Below are 20,554 nucleotides of genomic sequence, written 5' to 3' on the forward strand. Positions count from 1 at the left end.
GGGGCGTTATCTGTCCCTATGGCTGTCCTGCGCGTTGTTTTGCGTGCCGGCCCGCAGATCGGGGTCCCTGTTATCCGGCGCGCCTTCCTGGCGGTCGATATCTTTGTCTTTTTGCCGCTTGCGCCAGATACGGCTTTCCTGGCCGCGCCACAGGCGCTGGATATTGTCGTGGTGGCGCAGCAGCACCAGGCATGACAGCATGGACACCGGGAAGGTAAACTGCGGTTTAAACCACCAGACGTAAAAGGGCGCGATCAGCGCGCTGATAATGGCGCCCAGCGACGAATAACCGCTGAGCAGTACCGTCAGCAGCCAGGTGCCGGCCATCAGGCCGGTCAGGTCCCAGCCGATGGGCGCGATGGCGCCGAACGCGGTGGCGACGCCTTTGCCGCCCTGGAAGTGGAAGAACACCGGGTAGATGTGTCCGATACAGGCGGCGATGGCAATCAGCCCCAGGTAGAAGGGCGGCACCCCCAGATGGTAGCCCAGCCAGACCGGCAGCATGCCCTTGAGTACGTCAAATACCATAACGCCCGCCGCCGCCGTCCTGCCGCCGATACGCAGCACGTTGGTGGCGCCAGGGTTACCTGAGCCGTGGGTGCGGGGATCGGGCAGACGGGCGAGTTTGCATATCAGTATCGCGCTGGACACCGAGCCGCAAAGATAGGCGAAGATTATCATGCCAATCGCAATAGCATTCATAACCAAGTTCCATCCCGTAATCATCGTTTTATTTGCCTGAGTGTGGATAATACGCATATTCCTTTCGAAGTGGTATCCAACATCCACAAAAAGCGGGTATGGCGCATGGACATTGTATTTATAGAACAGCTGACGGTGATGACGGTTATCGGCGTATATGACTGGGAGCAGACCCGGCTGCAAAAGCTGGTGTTTGATATCGAGATGGGGTGGGATAACGGACCCGCGGCGCGCAGCGACGACGTGGCCGACTGCCTGAGCTACGCCGATGTCAGCGAAGCGGTGCTGTCGTTTGTCGCGGGCAATAGGTTTGCGCTGGTCGAGCGGGTGGCCGAAGACGTGGCCGGGCTGCTGCGCCAGCGTTTTAACCTGCCCTGGGTGCGCATTAAACTCAGCAAGCCGGGCGCGGTGCCGCAGGCGAAAAGCGTTGGCGTGATAATCGAGCGCGGTAACCGAAAAGTCTGAAAGTTTATGACTCTTAATCTAAAATTCATGCAGCGGAAACCTTTTTACCGTATGTTTGTCTCATTTTCCGGGTTGTTTTAGCGGCTGGGTTTGACGTCAAACCGCCGCTTTTTTGTTGTCGGTTGCTTGAGGGGAACGTTTTGTATGACAGGACTGCCTGATGTATTTATTGCTTTTATTCTTGGGGTGGTGGAAGGGTTAACCGAATTTTTGCCGGTCTCCTCGACGGGGCATATGATTCTGGTCGGCACATTGCTGGGTTTTACGGATGATAAGGCAAAAACCTTTGAAGTGATTATCCAGTTGGGGTCGATCCTGGCGGTGGTGGTGATGTTCTGGCGCCGGCTGTTCGGCCTGATCGGTATTCATTTCGGCCGGGTGCCGCACGAGGGCATCGGCACCGGGCGCCTGCGTCTGGGGCATATCCTGCTGGGCATGATACCGGCGGTGGTGATGGGGCTGGTGTTCCATGAACAAATCAAAGGGCTGTTCGAGGCGAAATACGTCATGTTCGCCCTGGTGGTCGGCGGCGTGCTGCTGCTGGCCGGCGAGTGGCTGAAGCCGAAGGTGCCACGCGCCGCAGGCATTGATGATATCACCTATCTGCAGGCTTTTTTGATCGGCTGTTTCCAGTGCCTGGCGCTGTGGCCGGGGTTTTCCCGGTCAGGCGCCACCATCAGCGGCGGCCTGCTGGTGGGTGTGAGCCGTTATGCGGCGTCGGAGTTTTCCTTTATCCTGGCGGTGCCGATGATGCTGGGGGCGACTGCCCTCGATCTCTATAAAAGCCTGCCTTTCCTTTCCTGGCATGATTTCCCGATGTTTGCCGTGGGGTTTGTCACCGCCTTTGTCGTGGCGCTGGTAGCCATCAAGCTGTTCCTGCAGATCATCAAGCGTATCTCGTTTGTGCCTTTCGCCATCTACCGCTTTATCCTGGCGGGACTGGTGTACTGGGTGCTGATGTAGCGCCGGCGACGCCGCTACGCTAACGTTTGCCAAAACAACGCCCCGCCGGTCTTGCGCCCGGCGGGGCGTTGTTTATCGTCAGGATAAGGCCGGCTGCGGGGAGGAGGACTAGTCCTGCAGAGTCTCCGCGCGCGATTGTTCCTGGCGTTGCTTCCAGTCCGCCAGCGCTTGCAGCCGGCGCCGGCGGATCTCCTCGCCGATTTCCGCGCCGGTAAACCCCGCCTCGATCACCTCGCGATTGGTCACCGCCGCCGCCGCTCGATATGCCTCGCGCAGGCAGTCTCCCTGCGGATAAGGGTTATTTTCAAAACCGGTGCGCCCCCGGGCGTCGGACTCGCTGGTGATGATCATCTGCTCCAGGCGCTCCGGCTTGCGCCAGACGTCGATGGCGCTGAACAGCTTCATCAGGGTCCTGGGGGTGAGGCGATCTACGGTATGGATCAAATCATGGTATTCGGCGACGATTTTTGCCAGATCGCGAATGTGGTTGGGCACCCGCATGCGGGCGCACAGGGTCTCGACCAGCTTGACGCCGGCCGGGCCGTGGCCGTGATGATGAGGCCAGAGGTTACGCGGGGTCAGCCCCTTGCCCACATCATGGCACAGCGTGGCGAAACGCACGGCGACGTCGGGCGTAAGCTGCGCCGCCATCGAGAGCGTCATCAGCGTATGGATGCCGGTGTCGATTTCCGGATGCCATTTGGCGGGCGCCGGCACGCCGAACAGGCGATCAATTTCCGGGAACAGCGCCGCCAGGGCGCCGCAATCGCGCAGCGCCTGGAAATAGACCTGGGGGTTGCGGGTGGCGAGCGCTTTTTCGGTCTCGGTCCACACCCGTTCCGGCGAGATGGACGGCAGTTCGCCATTCTCGGCCATTTGCCGCATCAGCGCCAGGGTTTCCGGGGCGATGCGAAAATTAAGATGGGCAAAACGCGCCGCGAAACGCGCCACGCGCAGTACGCGCAGCGGATCTTCGCCGAACGCGTCCGAGACATGGCGCAACAGCCGCTGCTCGATATCGGCCACGCCGTGATAGGGATCAATCAGCCGGCCGTCTTCATCCTGGGCGATGGCATTGATGGTCAGATCCCGGCGCATCAGATCCTGCTCAAGCGTAACATCCGGCGCGGCATAGACGGTAAAGCCGGTATAGCCTGGTCCTGATTTGCGCTCGGTACGCGCCAGGGCATGCTCCTCGCGCGTGCGCGGGTGAAGGAATACCGGGAAATCCTTGCCCACCTGCTGATAGCCTTCCGCCAGCAACTGCTCCGGAGTGGCGCCCACGATGACCCAATCTTTCTCATGCACCGGCAATTGCAATAATCCGTCGCGGACGGCGCCGCCGACCAGATATTTTTTCACTGTGAACTCCTGACAATGTCGGTTCTGCCATCATCTGTTAAGTGTAGTCGCATCCGCAACGCTGATTACCTCTTCGTTATCATGCTTACCGCGCTTAGCGTAAACAGCAATATTGCGGCGACGTTAAACCACCAGGACAACAGGCAAACCCGCGGGATCAGTTCATCCAGCGATTGTCTTTTTTACGGCGCGGGATCAGATGGGGCAGCACCAGGCCAAGCACCAGGCCGACGCCGGCCACGCCGCCGCCGTACAGGAACCACTGCATGATAATGGCGCGCTGTTTATCATCAAGCTGTACCGCCACGGCATCCACCTTTTTCCTGGCCACCACCAGCTGATCTTTCAGGCTTTGGTTTTCGTCGCGCAGGGTCTGGATATTGCCGTCGCTCTCGGTGACCTTCTTTTGCATTTCGGCGGTGCGTTGGTTCCAGCTGGCGTCGATGGTGCTGAGTTTTTGCGTCAGGTCCTGGACCTTTTGCTCCAGCGCCGGCACCTTGACCCGCAGGCTGGGCTGGTCGCTGAGCTGATCGAGCGGGATCCAGGCGGTGCGGCCCTTGGTATCCCTGATCTGGCCGTAGTTGTTGCCTTCGCTGACGCTCAGCAGCGTGACTTCTTCTCCGGAATTCAGCGTGCCGACGATCCGGTACTGGTTGCCCGGCCCGCTGTGAATATAGGTGATGAGCTCATCGGAAACAAAGCGCGTCTCATCGGCATGAGTGCTGGCGGCGAAGCCTAGACTCAATAACGCGAAGCAAATATGGCGTAATTTGTACATAGTTCCGTCGTTTTCAGGCAAATGTGGGTCGATAGTAGTGGGTTCAGTTTGACGACGCAATGCTTAAACAGAAATGGGAACTATCTTACTATCAGGCTGCGCAAGGCCCCGGCCAGGGGAGGAAAGATGCAATAGCGTTATTTAAATGGCCATGTCCGGTCTCTTGAACGGGTAATTTATCCGTTACGGCGCCGATTAACGTTGTAATGGATAAAAACGGCGGCATGTCGCGTTAAGCGCATTAATTTTTTGTTATAAATTGTCATTCAAATCATATCAGTGCTTGTCCATAAGCGGCATTAAGGCGATTATTACGTTCTTCAGCCCGACACCTGCGCGGCATCCCCGTGACAAACGGCGCCGGGCCGGGTGTCGTTCCGCAACTGCTCGTTGAGCAACCAGTGGTGTAACCGAAGCTATGAGTGAAGAAATAGAAATAAAATTTATCGTTCATCCCGATGCGGTGGCGTCCATGGCGGAGCGTGTATCCGCCTGCGGAGGCAGTCATACGGCAGCGCAGCGCCTGATTAACATCTATTTTGACACCGTCGGGCTTGACCTGCGCCGGCACGGCGTGGGTTTACGCGTACGCGGCAATAACGAACGTTACGAAATGACGGCTAAAACCGCCGGCACCATCGTCGGCGGCCTGCACCAGCACCCGGAATATAATATTCCACTACCCGGCCCCGATATCGATATTACGCTGTTGCCCGCCGACATCTGGCCGCCGGACATGGATGTGGCGACGTTGCAGCAGCGCTTGCAACCCCTGTTTCGTACCGATTATCTGCGTGAAAAGTGGTTGATAACCTACGGTGACAGCGAGATAGAAGTGGCGTTTGATCAGGGCGAAGTGGTGGCGGGTGAGCTGAGCGAGGACATTTGCGAACTGGAACTGGAAATCATGCACGGCAACGTCGCGGACCTACTGGCGCTGGCCGGCACGCTTTGCGCCGACGGCGGCCTGCGCCAGGGCAGCCTGAGCAAGGCCGCGCGCGGCTATCATCTGGCCGCGGGCAATGAGCCGCGTGAAATCCGCGCCCTGCCGTTGCTGCGTCCCGCGCCCAAGGCGACGGTAGAGCAGGGGTTGAGCGAGGCGCTGTCCCTGGCGCTGGCCCATTGGCAATACCATGAGGAACTGTGGCTGCAGGGCATTCCGCTGGCGCGGGAAAGCATCCTGTCCGCCATTATGCTGATCCGGGAAACCTTTGTGGTGATGGGCAATATGATCCCGCGCAAGGCCACCAACGAGCTGCGCGCCCGGTTGGCGGAGGTGACCGACCGGCTGCAACCGCCGGACAGCGATCCCCGGCGGTTGTGCTATGACGCCGCTTACCTGCAATGTAAGCTGGCATTGACCCGTTGGCTGATTCTCGCCGGCTGGCGGGACAGTCTCGATGATAAGGCGCGCCGGAAACTGGACGGCTCCTTTAAGCGTTTTGCCGATATCATGCTGTCGCGCTGCGCCGCCGAGTTAAAAGTGGCGTTCGGCCGCGTGATGTCCCACGAGGAATACCAGCAGCAGCTGCCGCGGCTGGAGCGGCGGATCATGGCTTTCCATCTGCTGTCGGGCGCCTATCCGGTTAAGAAGGTTTTATCTTATATTTTACACTGGCAGGCGCTGCAGCAGGCGATTATCCTGCCCGGCACCAACAATCTGGAGCATATGCGGCGCCAGGCGCTGACCCAGCCGGGTTTTTGGCGCAGCGTCAATAACCGCTAAGCCCCGCGGGGCCGCAGCATTGCCCGTGACATCACCAGGAGATCGATGATGAAATTGCCTCTTCCGCCCCTGCTGGATCGCCAGGCGCAGGCGATGGCCGCCCGGCTGATGCCCGCCCGTCCGGCGGACGGGGAGGTGGCCGCCGGGTCTGCTGTGGTGGACGAAAACACCGCCGTCGCGCTGGCGTTAAGTGATTTTATCAGCGAAGCGCTGATTGCCCGGCCGGACTGGCTGGAGGAATTGCACCGCGATCCGCCCCGCGCGGACGAGTGGCGCGGTTATGCCTCGTCGCTCCAGGCGCGGCTGGCGCAGGTGCAGGACGAGGCGGCGCTGATGCGTGAGCTGCGCCTGTTCCGCCGCCGCGCCCTGGTGCGTATTGCCTGGGCGCAGGCACTGGATGCCTGCGCGACCACCGAGACCCTGATCCAGCTCAGCCAGCTTGCCGAAACGCTGATTATTGCGGCGCGCGACTGGCTATACCAGGTGTGCTGCCGTGAGTGGGGCACGCCGTCTAATGCGCACGGCGCCGCGCAGCCGCTGCTGGTGTTGGGTATGGGCAAGCTCGGCGGCGGCGAGCTGAATTTCTCTTCCGATATCGATTTGATTTTCGCCTATCCGGAAAACGGCCAGACCCGGGGCGGGCGGCGCGAGCTGGACAACGCGCTGTTTTTTACCCGCCTGGGGCAGCGGCTTATCAAAGTCCTCGATCAGCCGACCGCCGACGGATTTGTCTACCGGGTGGATATGCGCCTGCGGCCGTTTGGCGACAGCGGGCCGCTGGTGCTGAGTTTTGCCGCCCTGGAGGATTATTACCAGGAACAGGGGCGTGACTGGGAGCGGTACGCCATGGTCAAGGCCCGGCTGATGGGCGACGGTGACGACGCCTACTGCCAGGAACTGCGAAGCCTGCTGCGTCCTTTTGTGTTCCGGCGCTATATCGATTTCAGCGTGATCCAATCCCTGCGCAATATGAAAATCATGATTGCCCGCGAAGTGCGGCGCCGGGGACTAAAAGACAATATCAAGCTGGGCGCCGGCGGCATTCGGGAAATAGAATTCATTACCCAGGTATTCCAGCTGATCCGCGGCGGCCGGGAACCCCGTCTGCAGCAGCGCTCGCTGTTGCCTACCCTGAGCGCGGTCGGCGAGCTTGGCCTGCTGACCACCGGCCAGACCGAACAATTAAGCCAGGCCTATCTCTACCTGCGCCGGCTGGAAAACCTGCTGCAGGCCATCAACGATGAACAAACCCAGACCCTGCCGGCCGATGCGCTCAACCGCGCCCGCCTGGCCTACGGCATGGCGGTGGCCGACTGGCCGGCCCTTGAGGACGCGCTGTCCGGCCATATGCGGCGGGTGCGGTTAATCTTTGATATGCTTATCGGCGACGACGCGCCCGATCCGGCGGACCCGGTGGATTTCGACCGCTATGGCGCGCTGTGGTTTGACGACGCGCCGGAGCAGGATGCCGGACTTCTGGCGCCGCAGCTGGATGAGGCCGGGCGCGGGCGCCTTCTGGCCCGCTTGGTGGAATTACGGCGCGACATAGCGAAACGTACCATCGGCCCGCGCGGGCGCGAGGTGCTCGATCAACTGATGCCGCGGCTGCTGGCGCAAATCTGTCCGCAGCCGGCCGCCGACGATGTCTTCGGACGGCTGGCGCCGATGCTGCTGAGCATCGTGTCCCGCACCACTTACCTGGAACTGCTGGTGGAGTATCCGGGGGCGTTGACCCACCTGATCCGTCTGTGTGCCGCCTCGGCGATGATCGCCACCCAACTGGCCCGCCATCCGCTGTTGCTGGATGAACTGCTGGATCCGGCCACGCTCTACCATCCCCTGGCGCCTGAAGCTTACGGTGATGAACTGCGTCAGTATTTACTGCGGGTGCCGGAGGAGGACGAAGAGCAGCAGCTCGACGCCATGCGCCAGTTTAAGCAGGCGCAGCAACTGCGCATTGCCGCCAGCGATATTACCGGCGTGCTGCCGGTCATGCGGGTCAGCGATCACCTGACCTATCTGGCCGAGGCCATGATTGCCGCCGTGCTCCAGCAAGCCTGGAAGACCATGGTGGCGCGTTACGGCCGTCCCGCCCATCTGGGCGAGCAGGGCGGCCAGGGATTCGCGGTAATCGGCTATGGCAAGCTGGGCGGCTGGGAGCTGGGGTACGGCTCGGATCTGGATGTGGTGTTTTTACATGATTGTCCGGCGGAGGTGATGACCGACGGCGAGCGCAGTATTGACGGCCGCCAGTTCTACCTGCGCCTGGCGCAGCGGATCATGCATTTATTCAGCACCCGCACGCCCGCGGGCGTGCTGTATGAAGTCGACCCGCGCCTGCGTCCCTCCGGCGCGGCCGGTATGCTGGTCAGCACCCTGGACGCTTTTGCGGACTACCAGTTGCATGAGGCCTGGACCTGGGAGCACCAGGCGCTGGTCAGGGCGCGCCAGGTATATGGCGACGACGCGCTGCGGGCGCGTTTTACCGCCATCCGCCGCGAGGTGCTGTGCCGGGAGCGCGATCCGGCGGCCTTGCGCGTGGACGTCAGCGAGATGCGCGCCAAAATGCGCCGGCACCTGGCCGGTAAAAACGGCGAACAGTTTGATATCAAGGCCGACGAAGGCGGCATCACCGATATTGAATTTCTGGCGCAGTACCTGGTGCTGCGTTATGCCTGCGCCATCCCGGAACTGACGCGCTGGTCCGATAATGTGCGCATTTTCGCGCTGATGGCGCGCCACGGGATCATCAGCCCGGACGACGCCGCGCGATTAAGCGACGCCTATACCACCCTGCGCGACGAAATCCATCATCTGGCGCTGCAGGACCTGCCGGGGCGCGTGGATAGCCATCGGTTTCAAACCGAACGCGCGCTGATTACCGCCTACTGGAAAAAATGGCTCGACTGAGGGCAAGGGCGGGAAAATGCGTTCCACTATCGGGGGTGGGAGAGAATTGCCGCAGCCTATGCTAGAATCCCGCGCAATAAAATCGTTAAGTCTGGAGCGAGTGGATGAAAGTTACGTTGCCTGATTTTCGCCGGGCGGGCGTGCTGGTGGTGGGTGATGTCATGCTGGACCGTTACTGGTCCGGCCCAACCAGCCGTATCTCACCGGAAGCCCCGGTGCCGGTAGTCAAAGTCGATACCATCGAGGAGCGCCCCGGCGGCGCCGCCAACGTGGCGATGAATATCGCCGCGCTGGGCGCGGGTTCGCGCCTGGTCGGCCTTACCGGCGTCGACGATGCCGCCCGCGCCCTGGGCGAGCGGCTCAACGGCGTCAGCGTGACCTGTGATTTCGTGGCGGTGTCCACCCATCCCACCATTACCAAACTGCGGGTGCTGTCGCGTAACCAACAGCTGCTGCGCCTGGACTTTGAGCAAGGCTTTGACGGCGTGGACGCCGGACCGCTGCTGGAGCGCATCAAGACGGCGTTGCCCGCCGCCGGCGCGATGGTATTGTCGGATTACGCCAAAGGCGCGCTGGCCCGCGTGCAGGATATGATCCAGCTGGCGCGCGCCGCCGGGGTGCCGGTACTGGTCGATCCCAAAGGCACCGATTTCGCCCGTTATCGCGGCGCCACCATGCTGACGCCGAACTTATCCGAGTTCGAGGCGGTGGCAGGCCGCAGCGCCGACGAAGCCGATCTGGTCGCCCGCGGCATGAAGATGATTGCCGATTACGGCCTGTCGGCATTGCTGATTACCCGTTCCGAACAGGGCATGACGCTGCTGCAACCCGGCAAGCCGCCGCTGAACCTGCCGACGCAGGCGCAGGAAGTCTATGACGTCACCGGCGCCGGCGATACGGTGATCGGCGTGCTGGCGGCGGCCCTGGCGGCCGGAAATCCGCTGGAAGAGTGCTGTTTCCTGGCCAATGCCGCCGCCGGCGTGGTGGTCGGCAAGCTGGGCACGTCCACCGTCAGTCCCATCGAGCTGGAAAACGCCATTCACGGGCGTGGCGACGCCGGTTTCGGCGTCATGACCGAGGCCGAGCTTGAGCAGGCGGTGGCGCAGGCGCGCCAGCGCGGCGAAAAGGTGGTCATGACCAACGGCATCTTCGATATCCTGCACGCCGGGCATGTGACCTATCTGGCCAACGCCCGGCGGCTGGGCGACCGGCTGATCGTGGCGGTAAACAGCGATGACTCGACCCGGCGCCTGAAGGGGGAGTCCCGGCCGGTCAATCCGCTGGCGCAGCGCATGGTAGTCCTGGGCGCGCTGGGCGCCGTGGATTGGGTGGTGGCCTTTGACGAGGATACCCCGCAGCGGCTGATCGCCAAGATATTGCCCGATGTGCTGGTGAAGGGGGGCGATTACCGGCCCGAACAGATTGCCGGCAGTAAGGAAGTGTGGGCCAACGGCGGCGACGTCAGGGTGCTCAACTTTGAAGACGGCTGCTCCACCACCAATATCATTAACGCCATCAAAACCGGCAAACGCGGTTAAAGGCAAGGGCGCCGCGACGGCGCCGTTGCCCCCCGCTTTTCCCGGCGGATAACGTGTCCGCGGCCGCCCGATATTTTGCGGCGGCCTACGGCTTCTTGCCTGCGTCCTTAATGTCTGCGGCGATGCTTCCAGCCTGCGTTTCGGCCGGCGGTTCATCGCTTGCCGGCGCGGCGGCCGGGGCCGATACGGCGGCGCCCGGGGTTACAGGTGATGTGGCGCCGGCCACCGTCGAGGCGCCGCCGCTGTTCGGCATGGTTTCCAGCGCATTGATGCGCAGTTCCAGCTGGTTCAGCTTTTCCCGGGTGCGCAGCAATACCTGGGTCTGCACGTCAAATTCCTCGCGGCTGATTAAATCCATCCGGCTGAACTGGCTTTGCAACACCTGGCGGATTTTTTTATCCACGTCATCGCCCAGATCGCGGATGCCTTTTGGCAGGGACTCATGGATCTGACGGGCAAGCTGTTCGATTTTTTTGGTGTCTATCATCTGTAGTTCCCTAACGCGTTAGTTTTGGTTAAGTGTAATGCCAGATCAGCCGAGAAGAAACTAAAAGAGCCGCCAGAAATTATTCGTTTGCTAATTGCTCCGATAATCCAATGGCGTTATAGTAATTCCGCTTATTCTCAGGGCGGGGCGAAACTCCCCACCGGCGGTAAACCCGTGCGCTAATTGCTATTGACGATTATTGCACAGGAAGCCCGCGAGCGCTCAGATTGCCGTAGGATTTGAGGTCAGCAGACCCGGTGTAATTCCGGGGCCGACGGTTATAGTCCGGATGGGAGAGAGTAACGGCCAACAATGAGCTGCCAGCTCATTCTCGTTATCTTTTAGCCTGTTAAGGCTACTCCTAAGTCTGCCCTGGTTCTGGTAATCCATATACTTTATGAGGTTTTTTTTACCATGAATCAGACGCTTCTTTCCGAGTTCGGTACGCCGACAGAACGCGTGGAAAACGCACTTAACGCATTGCGCCATGGTCGCGGTGTGCTGGTGCTGGACAATGAAGATCGTGAAAACGAAGGCGACATGATTTTTGCCGCCGAAAGCATGACGGTTGAACAGATGGCCCTGGCCATCCGCCACGGCAGCGGCATTGTTTGCCTGTGCCTGACCGAGGAGCGCCGCCGGCAGCTGGATCTGCCGATGATGGTGGAACACAACTCCAGCCACTACCAGACGGCGTTTACCATCACCATCGAAGCCGCGGAAGGCGTCACCACCGGCGTTTCCGCCGCCGACCGCCTGACCACCATCCGCGCCGCCATCAAAGACAACGCCAAGCCCAGCGATCTCAATCGTCCCGGCCACGTGTTCCCGCTGCGCGCCCAGCCGGGCGGCGTGCTCACCCGCGGCGGCCATACCGAGGCCAGCATCGACCTGACCACCCTGGCCGGCCTCAAGCCGATGGGCGTGCTGTGCGAAGTCACCAATGAGGACGGCAGCATGGCCCATGCTCCGGAAATCATCGCGTTCGGCAAAAAGTATGATATGCCGGTGGTCACCATCGAAGATCTGGTGGACTACCGCCGCTCGTTGGCACGTCAGGCCAGCTGACGCGCGGCTGCCGTCGCCCGCGGCCGCAGCTTTCGCCGGGCCGGGATAATAGCCCGGCGCCGTGCGGGCATGCAGAAGGGACCAGGCGGCGCTGGCCCCGCGGGTAGCAGGTTCGCCGCGCGCATTCTGCCCTGAAACGTCCGTATGTACTGGCGATGCCGCTGTGCCGGGAAGCCCCGGCCGCCGGGGGCGCCCGGTTGCTTTCCCGGTTCTGTCAGGGCCGCTTGCGCGCCAGCAGCGTGGCAAAACGCAGCTTAATGCGGTTGCCTTCGGCGTCGGTTTTATGCAGTTCTCCCCTATCCTCGTTATATTTTATTATTTCCCAATCGCGATAATACCCGGACAGTTCCCCGGCGCTGAAAGTAAACGGAAACGGCAGCGGGCAGGGACAATCCTCGGTGGACATGGCGGCGACAATAAGATTCAGCCCGCCGTCGTTGGTGCTTTGCTGCATATTGCGGATAACGCGCTCGATCCGGTCGGCCTGTAAAAACATCAGCACCACGGTCGAGAGAATAAAGTCGTACCGGCCGTTTATCAGCTGTTCGTTGATATCATAAACGCCGGCTGAGATATGATCGCGTTGCTCGATCGCGATAAGGGTATTCAGGGCATCGATGCTTTGCTGGCTTTTATCATACGCCGTGACATCAAACCCCAGCAGGTTCAGATACAGCGCATTACGGCCCGCGCCGCAGCCCAGATCCAGCGCTTTGCCCGGCGCCGCGTATGCGGCGGCGTTAATCACCTCGGAATGCGTGCGCGTCATGCCGTGCTTAAGATGATAATAATCCTCCGGCCGGCAGTAAAAGGCCAGTTGGCAACGCATATCCGCCGAGCTGGCGACAATACGGTGCCAGCGCTGCGGCTCCACCAGGGGCGGCGGGTTGTCGCGCGTAAACGCGTGGGATTCCAGCACCTCATCGTTTTCGCTTAAAAACGCAAAGGACAGCGTGCCCTGCAGTACAGTGAGTTTCGCCCATACGCCCTCCTGGGTATTGTGCCGCTGGCGGAAGGCCTCCGGCAGCGTCTGGCTATCCCATTCGGGCAGGGTTTTATAACACATCAAATCTTGCATATCGTTCTCCGCCGTTGAGGGCAACGGCCATCGTCAATTTATCAACATAATGCCGGGGATGGCGGGTCAATACCGACCGGGCGGCTACCGCCGGGCCGCCGGCCGTGAGGACGCGTTCAGCATGGCGCCAACTGGCGCAGCAGTAAAAACGCCTCCTTCATCCGCGCTTCTCCCGCGACAAAGGCGCACAGCCGCCGTTGTTCATCCCAACCCTGCGCCAGTATACCCTGGGTGTCAAAGTTGATCTGCCAGTGTAAATCCGTGCGCTGCGTTTGGCCCGCCAGGTGCAGCGGCATATCGGGCGTTTTCACCTTTACCAGCATCGGCGGCAGTAACAGGCTGTCGTTACCGCCCAACAGATTTTTAGCCAACACCGCGGCGCTGAGCTGTATCGGTTGTAAAAAAGGCATCAGCGCGCCGTTGATTTCCGCGCAATCGCCCAGCGCATAGATGGCGGGATCCGAGGTGCGCAATCTGTCGTTAACCCGGATACCCCTGCCGGTATCCAGACCGGCCGATAAGGCCAGCGCGGTGTCGGGCTTTAGCCCGATGGCGGCAATGGCGGCATCCACTTCCAGCAGACGGCCGCGCGGCAGGGCGGCGGCGATGCCGGTCGCGGTCTGACACAGGCTCAGCAGCCGGGTGTTAAGGATCAGCTCCACCCCCTGCCGGACCAGGCGATGCTGGAGACGCGCGCTGACTTCAGCCGGCATCAGGGACGCCAGGATGCTGGCCGCCTGATCGAGGAGGATCACCTGTTTGCCCGCCCGGGTCAGGTCCATGGCAAGTTCAGTGCCGATAAGGCCGGCGCCCAATAACAGGACCCGCCGCGCCTGCCGCAGCTGGTCTTCTATCCGGCGGTACTGTTGCTGGCTATTGAGCGTCAGCATCAGTTCCCGGCCTTCAATCGCCGGGATAACGGCCTGCGCGCCGGTGGCCAGGATCAACTGACGGTAGCCATATTCGCCGTCGCTGCAATAGACCCGCCGCGCCGCGGCATCGATACGCTGCGCCCGTGAATGACGGTGCAGCGTCAGCCGGAACTGTTCGGCAAAGTCCCCGGCGGTCATCCGGGTCAGGTCGTCCGCGCGTTGCCGCTGGCTGAACACATGGCTTAGCTCCGGCTTGTGGTATTCATCGCAGCTGTCGTCGGCGATAAGCCGGATCGGCACGCCGTCATCGAGCTTGCGCAGGTTCTTGATCAACTGCCGGGCGGCAAAGCCGGAGCCGATAATAACAATGCCTTCGTTCATCTCATCGCCTTATTTCAACGCGTCAAAGACGTCTTTGCCAAGACCGCATTCCGGGCATAAAAAGGTCTCCGGCACCTGCGGCCAACCGGTACCGGGCGCCACTTCCTGCATCGGTTCGCCCAGGGCGGGGTCGTAAATCCATTGGCACACGCTGCATTGCATCCTGACGGTGTCCGCGGCGGCGGGGGCGGGGGCAACCGCGACCTGCTCATCCAAAGGATGCAGCGCCCACTGGCGGGCAATTTCCCTGCCGTGCTCGCGGCAGAGGTTCAATGCCGCGCCGTCCGGTCGCCATTTAGTCTTCAGGGGCAGGGAGGTTTCGAACCCGGCGTCCATCAGCCGCGTCTGCACCCGGTCCACCGCGCCGCCGTTCCAGCCGTAGCTGCCGAAGGCCGAGGCCTTTTTATCGCGAAAGCGCAGTCCCGCCAGTTCTTCGAGCAGCGCCGCTACCTTGGGCATCATGACGTTATTCATCGTGGAGGAGCCGGCCAACACCCCTTTGGAGCGGAAAACCTGGGTCAGGATTTCGTTTTTATCATGGCGGGCGACGTTAAAGATTTTTACCGCCACGCCGGGATCGGTTTCAGTAATCCCTTGGGCAATGGCATCCGCCATCATGCGGGTGTTGTTCGACATGGTGTCGTAAAACAAGGTAATACGGTCCTCCTGGTAGCTGTCGGCCCACTGCAGATATTTAGCGACGATCTGCGTCGGATTGTCGCGCCACACCACGCCATGGGACGTGGCGATCATCGACAGGGGCAGGTTAAAGCCCAGGATTTCATTGATCTTGGCGGTGACCAGCCGGCTGAACGGCGTCAGGATATTGGCGTAGTAACGCTGGCATTGCTCAAACAGTTCATTCTGGTCCACTTCGTCGTTAAACAGATGCTCGTCGCAATAATGCTGGCCGAAAGCGTCGTTGCTGAACAGCACCGCATCGCCGCTGAGATAGGTCATCATGCTGTCGGGCCAGTGCAGCATCGGCGTCTCGATAAAGATCAGCTGCTTGCCGTTGCCGATATCCAGGCTGTCGCCGGTTTTAACCGTGCGAAAGTTCCATTCCGGGTGATGGTGGTGGCCGTTAATGGAGTCAATGGCGTTGGTGGTGCAATAAATCGGCGTATGCGGGATACGCGCCATCAGCGCGGTGAGGGCCCCCGCGTGATCCTCCTCGGCGTGGTTGATGATAATATAATCTATGGTGGCGAGATCGATTTCCGCCTCGAGGTTTTGCAGGAAATCACGGCTGAACTTATAGTCCACGGTATCAATCAATACCGTTTTTTCTTCACGGATCAGATAGCTGTTATAGCTGCTGCCTTTAAGGGTTTTATACTCGGTGCCGTGGAAATCGCGTACTTCCCAATCCCGTTGTCCCACCCAATGAATAGTGTTTTTGACCTGTACCGTCATGATAAAACCTCATGGTAAATTGCCACTGAAAACCGCTGGATGGCATCAGTGCTGCATAACCCATGCCAATAATTAATTCATTGAAATTAAAGAATTTAAATTATTTATTTGTCAAAATGACGAAATTGGAAATATGTTTTTTTGACACAGCTATTGTCACAATGAGATAGTCGGCGCTCCGGGCCGCATCCGCCCTGCGCGGCGTAATGACGCTGTGGCTTGTCGCCGCTTTTTACCTTTCAGGTGCTTATCCTTATGGCGTTATCCATGCAAACCCTGAGCCGGATTGCCATTGAGCTGCAATCGGGCATCTCCGGCAGGGACCGTTTCCAGCAGTTGATCAACAGCCTGCGCCGGTTGCTCGCGTGCGACGCCTGCGCGCTGCTCAGCTATGAACAGCAGCTGTTCCGGCCGCTGGCGATCGCCGGTCTGTCGCCCGACGTGCTGGGGCGCCGTTTCCGGCTGTCCGAGCATCCCCGTCTGGAGGCCATCGCCCGTGCCGGCGATGTGGTGCGTTTTCCGGCGGACAGCCTGTTGCCCGATCCTTACGACGGGCTGATCCCGGGCCATGAGCAATTGAAGGTGCATGCCTGTATCGGCCTGCCGCTGTTTACCCACCAGAACCTGGTCGGCGCCCTGACCATTGACGATATGGATGCGCATCAGCTCGATCATTTCAGCGATGAGGAACTGCGTCTGGTGGGGGCGCTGTTCTCGGTCGCGCTCAGCAACGCGCTGCTGGTGGAGCAATTGGAAAAACAGGCCATTGCGCCGATAAGCGCCGTCGGCCGGCCGCAAACCGAGGGCGCCGACGAAATGATCGGCTTGTCCGGGGTCATGGCGCAGCTGAAAAAGGAAATCGGCATCGTGGCCAATTCGGATCTGAACGTGCTGATCACCGGTGAAACCGGCGTCGGCAAGGAGCTGGTGGCGCGCGCTATACATCTGCAATCGCCACGGGCGGCCAATCCGCTGGTGTACCTTAACTGCGCGGCCCTGCCGGAATCGGTGGCGGAAAGCGAATTGTTCGGCCATGTCAAAGGCGCCTTTACCGGCGCCATTCATCATCGTATCGGTAAATTTGAACTGGCGGATAACGGCACGTTGTTCCTGGATGAAATCGGCGAGCTGTCGCTGACATTGCAGGCAAAACTGCTGCGGGTATTGCAGTACGGCGATTTACAGCGCGTCGGCGACGATCAAAGCCTGCGGGTCAATGTGCGCGTCCTGGCCGCCACCAATCGCGTGCTGAAGGAGGCGGTGCTGGCCGGGCAGTTTCGCGCCGATCTGTTTCACCGCTTAAGCGTGTTTCCCGTCCATGTGCCGCCGCTGCGCGAGCGCGGGCGGGATATTGCCCTGCTGGCCGGTTTTTTTTGCGAACGCAGCCGCATCCGGCTGGGACTGCAGCGCGTGGCGCTGGCGCCGGCCACCCTGGCGTTGCTGGCGGAAAACGGCTGGCCGGGCAATGTGCGCGAGCTGGAGCATGCCATTTATCGCGCCACGGTGCTGGCGCGGGCGGGGCAGGGCAACGCCGAGGTGGTATTGCGGCCGGAGAATTTTGCCCTGGATGGGGCCTCGCCCCCATTAACGCACGTCGCGCCGCCGCATGACCCTATCGCTTCCGCTACCCTGCGCGACGGCACCGACGATTACCAGCGTCGCTTAATCCGCATGACGCTGGCCGGCTGCGGCGATAACTGGTCGGCCTGCGCGCGCAGGCTGGCGGTCAATCCCGGCAATTTGCACCGGCTGGCGAAGCGGCTGGGGATTAAGTGAAAAGCCGCCGCCCGGCTTTGCGCCGCGGCATCATCGTCCCTGGCGCGCGGGGACGAGCCACGCGGACGTTTAGGTTTATTCAAATATATTGAATAAGATGATCATGCTTATCCGGGTTTATTTTCCGGCCGCAAGGCGTAAGTTAATCAGCATAAGGCGCCAGGCGCGATAAGATGATACAGAAGGAATGACCCATGAGCGAACCCCGTATGCCCGCGCTGTTTCTCGGCCACGGCAGTCCGATGAACGTGCTGGAAGATAATCAATATACCCAAACCTGGCAACGCCTCGGCCGGACCTTGCCGCGTCCCCGCGCCATCCTGGCGATATCCGCCCATTGGTTTACCCGCGGCACCGCGGTGACCGCGATGGAAAACCCGCGCACCCTCCATGATTTCGGCGGTTTTCCCCAGGCGTTGTTTGATATCCGTTATCCGGCGCCGGGCTCGCCCGCCCTTGCCGCCACCATCCAGGAACTGCTGCTGCCGGTGGCCGTCAGCGCCGATCTGACCGAATGGGGTTTTGATCACGGTTCCTGGGGGGTGGTGAAAAAAATGTATCCGGACGCGGATATCCCCATGGTACAGCTCAGTATCGACGGTACCCAGCCGCCGGAATATCATTTCCAGCTGGGACGAAAACTGGCGGCGCTGCGCGACCAGGGCGTGATGATGGTCGCCAGCGGCAACGTGGTGCATAACCTGCGCATGATCCAATGGCACGGCGAGGCGCCGCCCTATCCCTGGGCGTTATCCTTTAACCAGTTTGTGCGCGACAATATCGGCTGGCGCGGCCAGGGCGTCCATCCGCTGGTGGATTTTATGGCTCATGACGGCGCGGCGCTGTCCAACCCCTCGCCCGATCATTACCTGCCGCTGCTGTATATACTGGGCGCCTGGGATGGCGAAGAGGCGATTTCCATACCGGTGGACGGCATTGAGATGGCGTCGTTAAGCATGCTGTCGGTGCAGGTGGGTTAAACGCTGTTACGCAGCGGCGCTACCGCTGCGTATGCTTTGGGGCGCTCAGTCGAGGATAATATGCGGGTAAAAGCGCGACAGATCCTGGGTGATCAGTTCTTTATCTTCCCGGATGCCGATGCCGCAAGGCCTGTCGTTCACCAGCCAGCTGCCGATAACGGTATAGCTGTCGCCGAAGCGCGGCAACGGGCAAAACTGCTGCACGATGGTGCCTTCTTCGCCATAAGGCCCGTCCACGCGGGCGGTTTCCTTGCCGTTTTCGACGATGCGGATATTGGCGCCTTCGCGGGAAAACAGCGGCTTCACCACATAGTGATCCATCGGCGGCGGGTTGTCTTCGGCAAAATAGGCCGGCAGCAGGTTGGGATGCCCCGGGAACATTTCCCATAACATCGGCAGCAGCGCCTTGTTGGAGATAATGCTTTTCCAAGCCGGTTCCAGCCAGCGCACCCCCGCGTCCTCAAGCTTGGTGGAGAAAATCTCCCGCAGCATGAATTCCCACGGATAGAACTTAAACATATTGCCGATCACCCGGTTTTCAGTGTCGGTAAACTGGCCTCTTTCGCCCAGGCCGATTTCCTCGATAAACAGAAAATCATTGGGTAATTCCGCCTCCAGCGCGCAGTCCTGCAGGTACTGCACCGTGCCGCGATCCTCGGTGGTATCCTGGCAGCAGGCAAAATGCAGCAAGCTGAAACCATGCTGCTCCTTGAGCTCCCGGAAGCGTTCGATCAGCTTTTCCTGCAGGCTGTTATATTGGTCGGCCCCGGCCGGCAGCTGGCCGGACTTGATCTGATCCTCAAGCCAAATCCACTGGAAAAAAGCGGCTTCATACAGGGACGAGGGGGTATCGGCGTTATTTTCCAGCAGTTTTGGCGGCTGCCGGCCGTCATAGACTAAATCCAGACGGGAGTAGAGCGAGGGCTGTTGGGTATGCCAGGCGTTGCGCACAAATTGCCAGGTATGCTTGGGGATGCGGAATTTGGCCAGCAGCGCGTCGCTGTCCACCACTTTCGCCACGACTTTCAGGCACATCTGATGCAGCTCGGCGGTCACATCCTCCAGCGTTTCTATCTGCGCCAGCGTAAATTGGTAATACGCATCCTCGCACCAGTAGGGCTCGCCGTACATGGTATGGAACTCAAAACCATATTCGGCGGCTTTTTCGCGCCAGTCCGGGCGTTCGTTCAGGGTAACTCGTTTCATGTCCCGCTTAGCCGCCAATGCTCATGCTGCGACGTGGCGCGGTGCTGCTGCGACGTGGCGCGGTGCTGCTGCTGCGCTGCATGGTGGCGTTCTGTTTCGCCACCGTTTCGCCGAAGCCGCCGCGCGTGACGGTATTGGTGGTCGGCGTCTTGGGCGCCATGGCGGTTTTCGGCACATTCATGCTGCGCCCGGTAGTGGCGGGGCCGTAGTTACGGCCGGTGGCGTCGACAAACTTGCCGTTCGCCGGGCTGTTGGGCGCGCGCGACGTGAACAGCGGCTGCTGCGCATAACCGCCGCCGCCCATCATGCGGCCCATCATATAGCCGGCCATCAGGGGCATCCAGAAACTGCCGCTTTGCTGCGATTCGGCGGCCACGCCGGCCTGGGCGGGGGCCTGGGTACATTGCCCTTCGCCGAATTCGGCGACGCAGTCTTCGCGCGAGGCGTATTTGGGCGCGGTTTTCACCGCCTCTTTCTGCGCGTTGTTAAACGCGGTGGTGCACTGCTCGCTCATGGACGGATTGGCGCGGGTACAGTCATCGCTGTTTTGATACAGCGACACGTTCTCGTCGCTTTTCTCGCAGCCGGCCAGCATAAACACCGCGCCGACCGCCAGCGCGACCGGCGCCATGCGGCAGGCACGCCATTGCTTGCGGAAACTGGCGTGGTTAATGTCTTTTGTCCGTTTCATTATTTTCCTGCTTTATTAACGATTTAACATTCCCGGAGATACGCTCTAAGAATAGGGTAAAAATGCCTAAATAAGAAGCATCGGCGGCGACTGCGGAAACATCTTTACATAGTTATACATAAAGGTGGGATCGCGGCGGAAAGGCGGGATGTCGC

General features: G+C 60.5%; 17 protein-coding genes and 1 riboswitch. Of the genes, 8 read left to right on the forward strand and 9 right to left on the reverse strand.

Annotated elements, in window-relative coordinates:
* Positions 1-6: 6 nt before the first annotated feature.
* Positions 7-702 (reverse strand): glycerol-3-phosphate 1-O-acyltransferase PlsY, encoded by a 696-nt coding sequence (gene plsY, locus ACL2XN_RS21065; RefSeq protein WP_413729384.1) that lies wholly within the window; start codon positions 700-702, stop codon positions 7-9.
* A 105-nt stretch (positions 703-807) separates the two neighbouring features.
* On the opposite strand from plsY, the gene folB reads away from it, so the two are divergent.
* Together folB and bacA are read left to right on the forward strand one after the other, a co-directional pair.
* The gene (gene folB, locus ACL2XN_RS21070; RefSeq protein ID WP_413721506.1) at positions 808-1,167 is read left to right on the forward strand and encodes a bifunctional dihydroneopterin aldolase/7,8-dihydroneopterin epimerase; all 360 of its coding nucleotides are present in this window, start codon (positions 808-810) and stop codon (positions 1,165-1,167) included.
* A gap of 144 nt (positions 1,168-1,311) precedes the next feature.
* Positions 1,312-2,130, forward strand: coding sequence for an undecaprenyl-diphosphate phosphatase (gene bacA, locus ACL2XN_RS21075; protein WP_410013417.1), 819 nt, complete (start codon positions 1,312-1,314; stop codon positions 2,128-2,130).
* Between the two features lie 108 nt (positions 2,131-2,238).
* Here bacA and ACL2XN_RS21080 read toward each other — a convergent pair whose 3' ends face one another.
* Positions 2,239-3,492, reverse strand: coding sequence for a multifunctional CCA addition/repair protein (locus ACL2XN_RS21080; RefSeq protein WP_413721505.1), 1,254 nt, complete (start codon positions 3,490-3,492; stop codon positions 2,239-2,241).
* A gap of 157 nt (positions 3,493-3,649) precedes the next feature.
* Positions 3,650-4,270 carry a TIGR04211 family SH3 domain-containing protein gene (locus tag ACL2XN_RS21085; RefSeq protein WP_410013419.1) on the reverse strand — a complete coding sequence of 207 codons (621 nt, stop codon included), beginning with the start codon at positions 4,268-4,270 and terminating at the stop codon, positions 3,650-3,652.
* 418 nt (positions 4,271-4,688) lie between these two features.
* On the opposite strand from ACL2XN_RS21085, the gene ACL2XN_RS21090 reads away from it, so the two are divergent.
* From ACL2XN_RS21090 to hldE, 3 genes are all read left to right on the forward strand, one after another.
* Positions 4,689-5,996 carry an inorganic triphosphatase gene (locus ACL2XN_RS21090; protein WP_413729386.1) on the forward strand — a complete coding sequence of 436 codons (1,308 nt, stop codon included), beginning with the start codon at positions 4,689-4,691 and terminating at the stop codon, positions 5,994-5,996.
* A gap of 45 nt (positions 5,997-6,041) precedes the next feature.
* Complete coding sequence (glnE, locus tag ACL2XN_RS21095) at positions 6,042-8,906, forward strand: bifunctional [glutamate--ammonia ligase]-adenylyl-L-tyrosine phosphorylase/[glutamate--ammonia-ligase] adenylyltransferase (RefSeq protein ID WP_413729388.1); 2,865 nt, start codon at positions 6,042-6,044, stop codon at positions 8,904-8,906.
* Between the two features lie 104 nt (positions 8,907-9,010).
* Positions 9,011-10,444 carry a bifunctional D-glycero-beta-D-manno-heptose-7-phosphate kinase/D-glycero-beta-D-manno-heptose 1-phosphate adenylyltransferase HldE gene (gene hldE / locus ACL2XN_RS21100; protein WP_410013422.1) on the forward strand — a complete coding sequence of 478 codons (1,434 nt, stop codon included), beginning with the start codon at positions 9,011-9,013 and terminating at the stop codon, positions 10,442-10,444.
* Positions 10,445-10,529: 85 nt separating this feature from the next.
* Here hldE and ubiK read toward each other — a convergent pair whose 3' ends face one another.
* On the reverse strand, positions 10,530-10,931 hold the full coding sequence (ubiK, locus tag ACL2XN_RS21105) for a ubiquinone biosynthesis accessory factor UbiK (protein WP_413729389.1): 402 nt from the start codon (positions 10,929-10,931) through the stop codon (positions 10,530-10,532).
* A 129-nt stretch (positions 10,932-11,060) separates the two neighbouring features.
* Positions 11,061-11,236, forward strand: a riboswitch (FMN riboswitch).
* A 109-nt stretch (positions 11,237-11,345) separates the two neighbouring features.
* On the opposite strand from ubiK, the gene ribB reads away from it, so the two are divergent.
* On the forward strand, positions 11,346-11,999 hold the full coding sequence (gene ribB, locus ACL2XN_RS21110; RefSeq protein WP_413729390.1) for a 3,4-dihydroxy-2-butanone-4-phosphate synthase: 654 nt from the start codon (positions 11,346-11,348) through the stop codon (positions 11,997-11,999).
* Between the two features lie 214 nt (positions 12,000-12,213).
* Here the strand turns inward: ribB and tehB are convergent, their stop codons facing one another.
* The 3 genes from tehB to norV form a co-directional block, all read right to left on the reverse strand.
* Complete coding sequence (gene tehB, locus ACL2XN_RS21115) at positions 12,214-13,077, reverse strand: SAM-dependent methyltransferase TehB (RefSeq protein WP_410013425.1); 864 nt, start codon at positions 13,075-13,077, stop codon at positions 12,214-12,216.
* A 116-nt stretch (positions 13,078-13,193) separates the two neighbouring features.
* Positions 13,194-14,330, reverse strand: coding sequence for an NADH:flavorubredoxin reductase NorW (gene norW, locus ACL2XN_RS21120; protein WP_410013426.1), 1,137 nt, complete (start codon positions 14,328-14,330; stop codon positions 13,194-13,196).
* A 9-nt stretch (positions 14,331-14,339) separates the two neighbouring features.
* On the reverse strand, positions 14,340-15,746 hold the full coding sequence (gene norV / locus ACL2XN_RS21125) for an anaerobic nitric oxide reductase flavorubredoxin (RefSeq protein ID WP_410013427.1): 1,407 nt from the start codon (positions 15,744-15,746) through the stop codon (positions 14,340-14,342).
* A gap of 255 nt (positions 15,747-16,001) precedes the next feature.
* Between norV and norR the strand changes: the two genes are divergently transcribed.
* Together norR and ygiD are read left to right on the forward strand one after the other, a co-directional pair.
* A complete protein-coding gene (gene norR / locus ACL2XN_RS21130; protein ID WP_413721498.1) occupies positions 16,002-17,522 on the forward strand; it encodes a nitric oxide reductase transcriptional regulator NorR in 1,521 nt (506 codons plus the stop codon).
* A 194-nt stretch (positions 17,523-17,716) separates the two neighbouring features.
* Complete coding sequence (gene ygiD / locus ACL2XN_RS21135; RefSeq protein WP_410013429.1) at positions 17,717-18,502, forward strand: 4,5-DOPA dioxygenase extradiol; 786 nt, start codon at positions 17,717-17,719, stop codon at positions 18,500-18,502.
* Positions 18,503-18,547: 45 nt separating this feature from the next.
* Here ygiD and ACL2XN_RS21140 read toward each other — a convergent pair whose 3' ends face one another.
* Together ACL2XN_RS21140 and ACL2XN_RS21145 are read right to left on the reverse strand one after the other, a co-directional pair.
* Positions 18,548-19,708, reverse strand: coding sequence for a glutathionylspermidine synthase family protein (locus tag ACL2XN_RS21140; RefSeq protein ID WP_410013430.1), 1,161 nt, complete (start codon positions 19,706-19,708; stop codon positions 18,548-18,550).
* 7 nt (positions 19,709-19,715) lie between these two features.
* A complete protein-coding gene (locus ACL2XN_RS21145; protein WP_410013431.1) occupies positions 19,716-20,399 on the reverse strand; it encodes a DUF1190 family protein in 684 nt (227 codons plus the stop codon).
* Positions 20,400-20,554 lie beyond the last annotated feature (155 nt).

The organism is Sodalis sp. RH22, assembly GCF_047324165.1.
Classification (GTDB): domain Bacteria; phylum Pseudomonadota; class Gammaproteobacteria; order Enterobacterales; family Enterobacteriaceae; genus Acerihabitans.

Excerpts from the sequence above, each read along its gene's own strand:
- hldE (WP_410013422.1), top strand. The coding sequence starts at position 9,011 with ATGAAAGTTACGTTGCCTGATTTTCGCCGGGCGGGCGTGCTGGTGGTG.
- ribB (WP_413729390.1), top strand. The coding sequence starts at position 11,346 with ATGAATCAGACGCTTCTTTCCGAGTTCGGTACGCCGACAGAACGCGTG.
- ACL2XN_RS21090 (WP_413729386.1), top strand. The coding sequence starts at position 4,689 with ATGAGTGAAGAAATAGAAATAAAATTTATCGTTCATCCCGATGCGGTG.
- tehB (WP_410013425.1), bottom strand. The coding sequence starts at position 13,077 with ATGCAAGATTTGATGTGTTATAAAACCCTGCCCGAATGGGATAGCCAG.
- ACL2XN_RS21085 (WP_410013419.1), bottom strand. The coding sequence starts at position 4,270 with ATGTACAAATTACGCCATATTTGCTTCGCGTTATTGAGTCTAGGCTTC.
- ACL2XN_RS21145 (WP_410013431.1), bottom strand. The coding sequence starts at position 20,399 with ATGAAACGGACAAAAGACATTAACCACGCCAGTTTCCGCAAGCAATGG.
- ygiD (WP_410013429.1), top strand. The coding sequence starts at position 17,717 with ATGAGCGAACCCCGTATGCCCGCGCTGTTTCTCGGCCACGGCAGTCCG.
- norW (WP_410013426.1), bottom strand. The coding sequence starts at position 14,330 with ATGAACGAAGGCATTGTTATTATCGGCTCCGGCTTTGCCGCCCGGCAG.
- ACL2XN_RS21140 (WP_410013430.1), bottom strand. The coding sequence starts at position 19,708 with ATGAAACGAGTTACCCTGAACGAACGCCCGGACTGGCGCGAAAAAGCC.
- plsY (WP_413729384.1), bottom strand. The coding sequence starts at position 702 with ATGAATGCTATTGCGATTGGCATGATAATCTTCGCCTATCTTTGCGGC.
- ubiK (WP_413729389.1), bottom strand. The coding sequence starts at position 10,931 with ATGATAGACACCAAAAAAATCGAACAGCTTGCCCGTCAGATCCATGAG.
- glnE (WP_413729388.1), top strand. The coding sequence starts at position 6,042 with ATGATGAAATTGCCTCTTCCGCCCCTGCTGGATCGCCAGGCGCAGGCG.
- bacA (WP_410013417.1), top strand. The coding sequence starts at position 1,312 with ATGACAGGACTGCCTGATGTATTTATTGCTTTTATTCTTGGGGTGGTG.
- norR (WP_413721498.1), top strand. The coding sequence starts at position 16,002 with ATGGCGTTATCCATGCAAACCCTGAGCCGGATTGCCATTGAGCTGCAA.
- norV (WP_410013427.1), bottom strand. The coding sequence starts at position 15,746 with ATGACGGTACAGGTCAAAAACACTATTCATTGGGTGGGACAACGGGAT.
- folB (WP_413721506.1), top strand. The coding sequence starts at position 808 with ATGGACATTGTATTTATAGAACAGCTGACGGTGATGACGGTTATCGGC.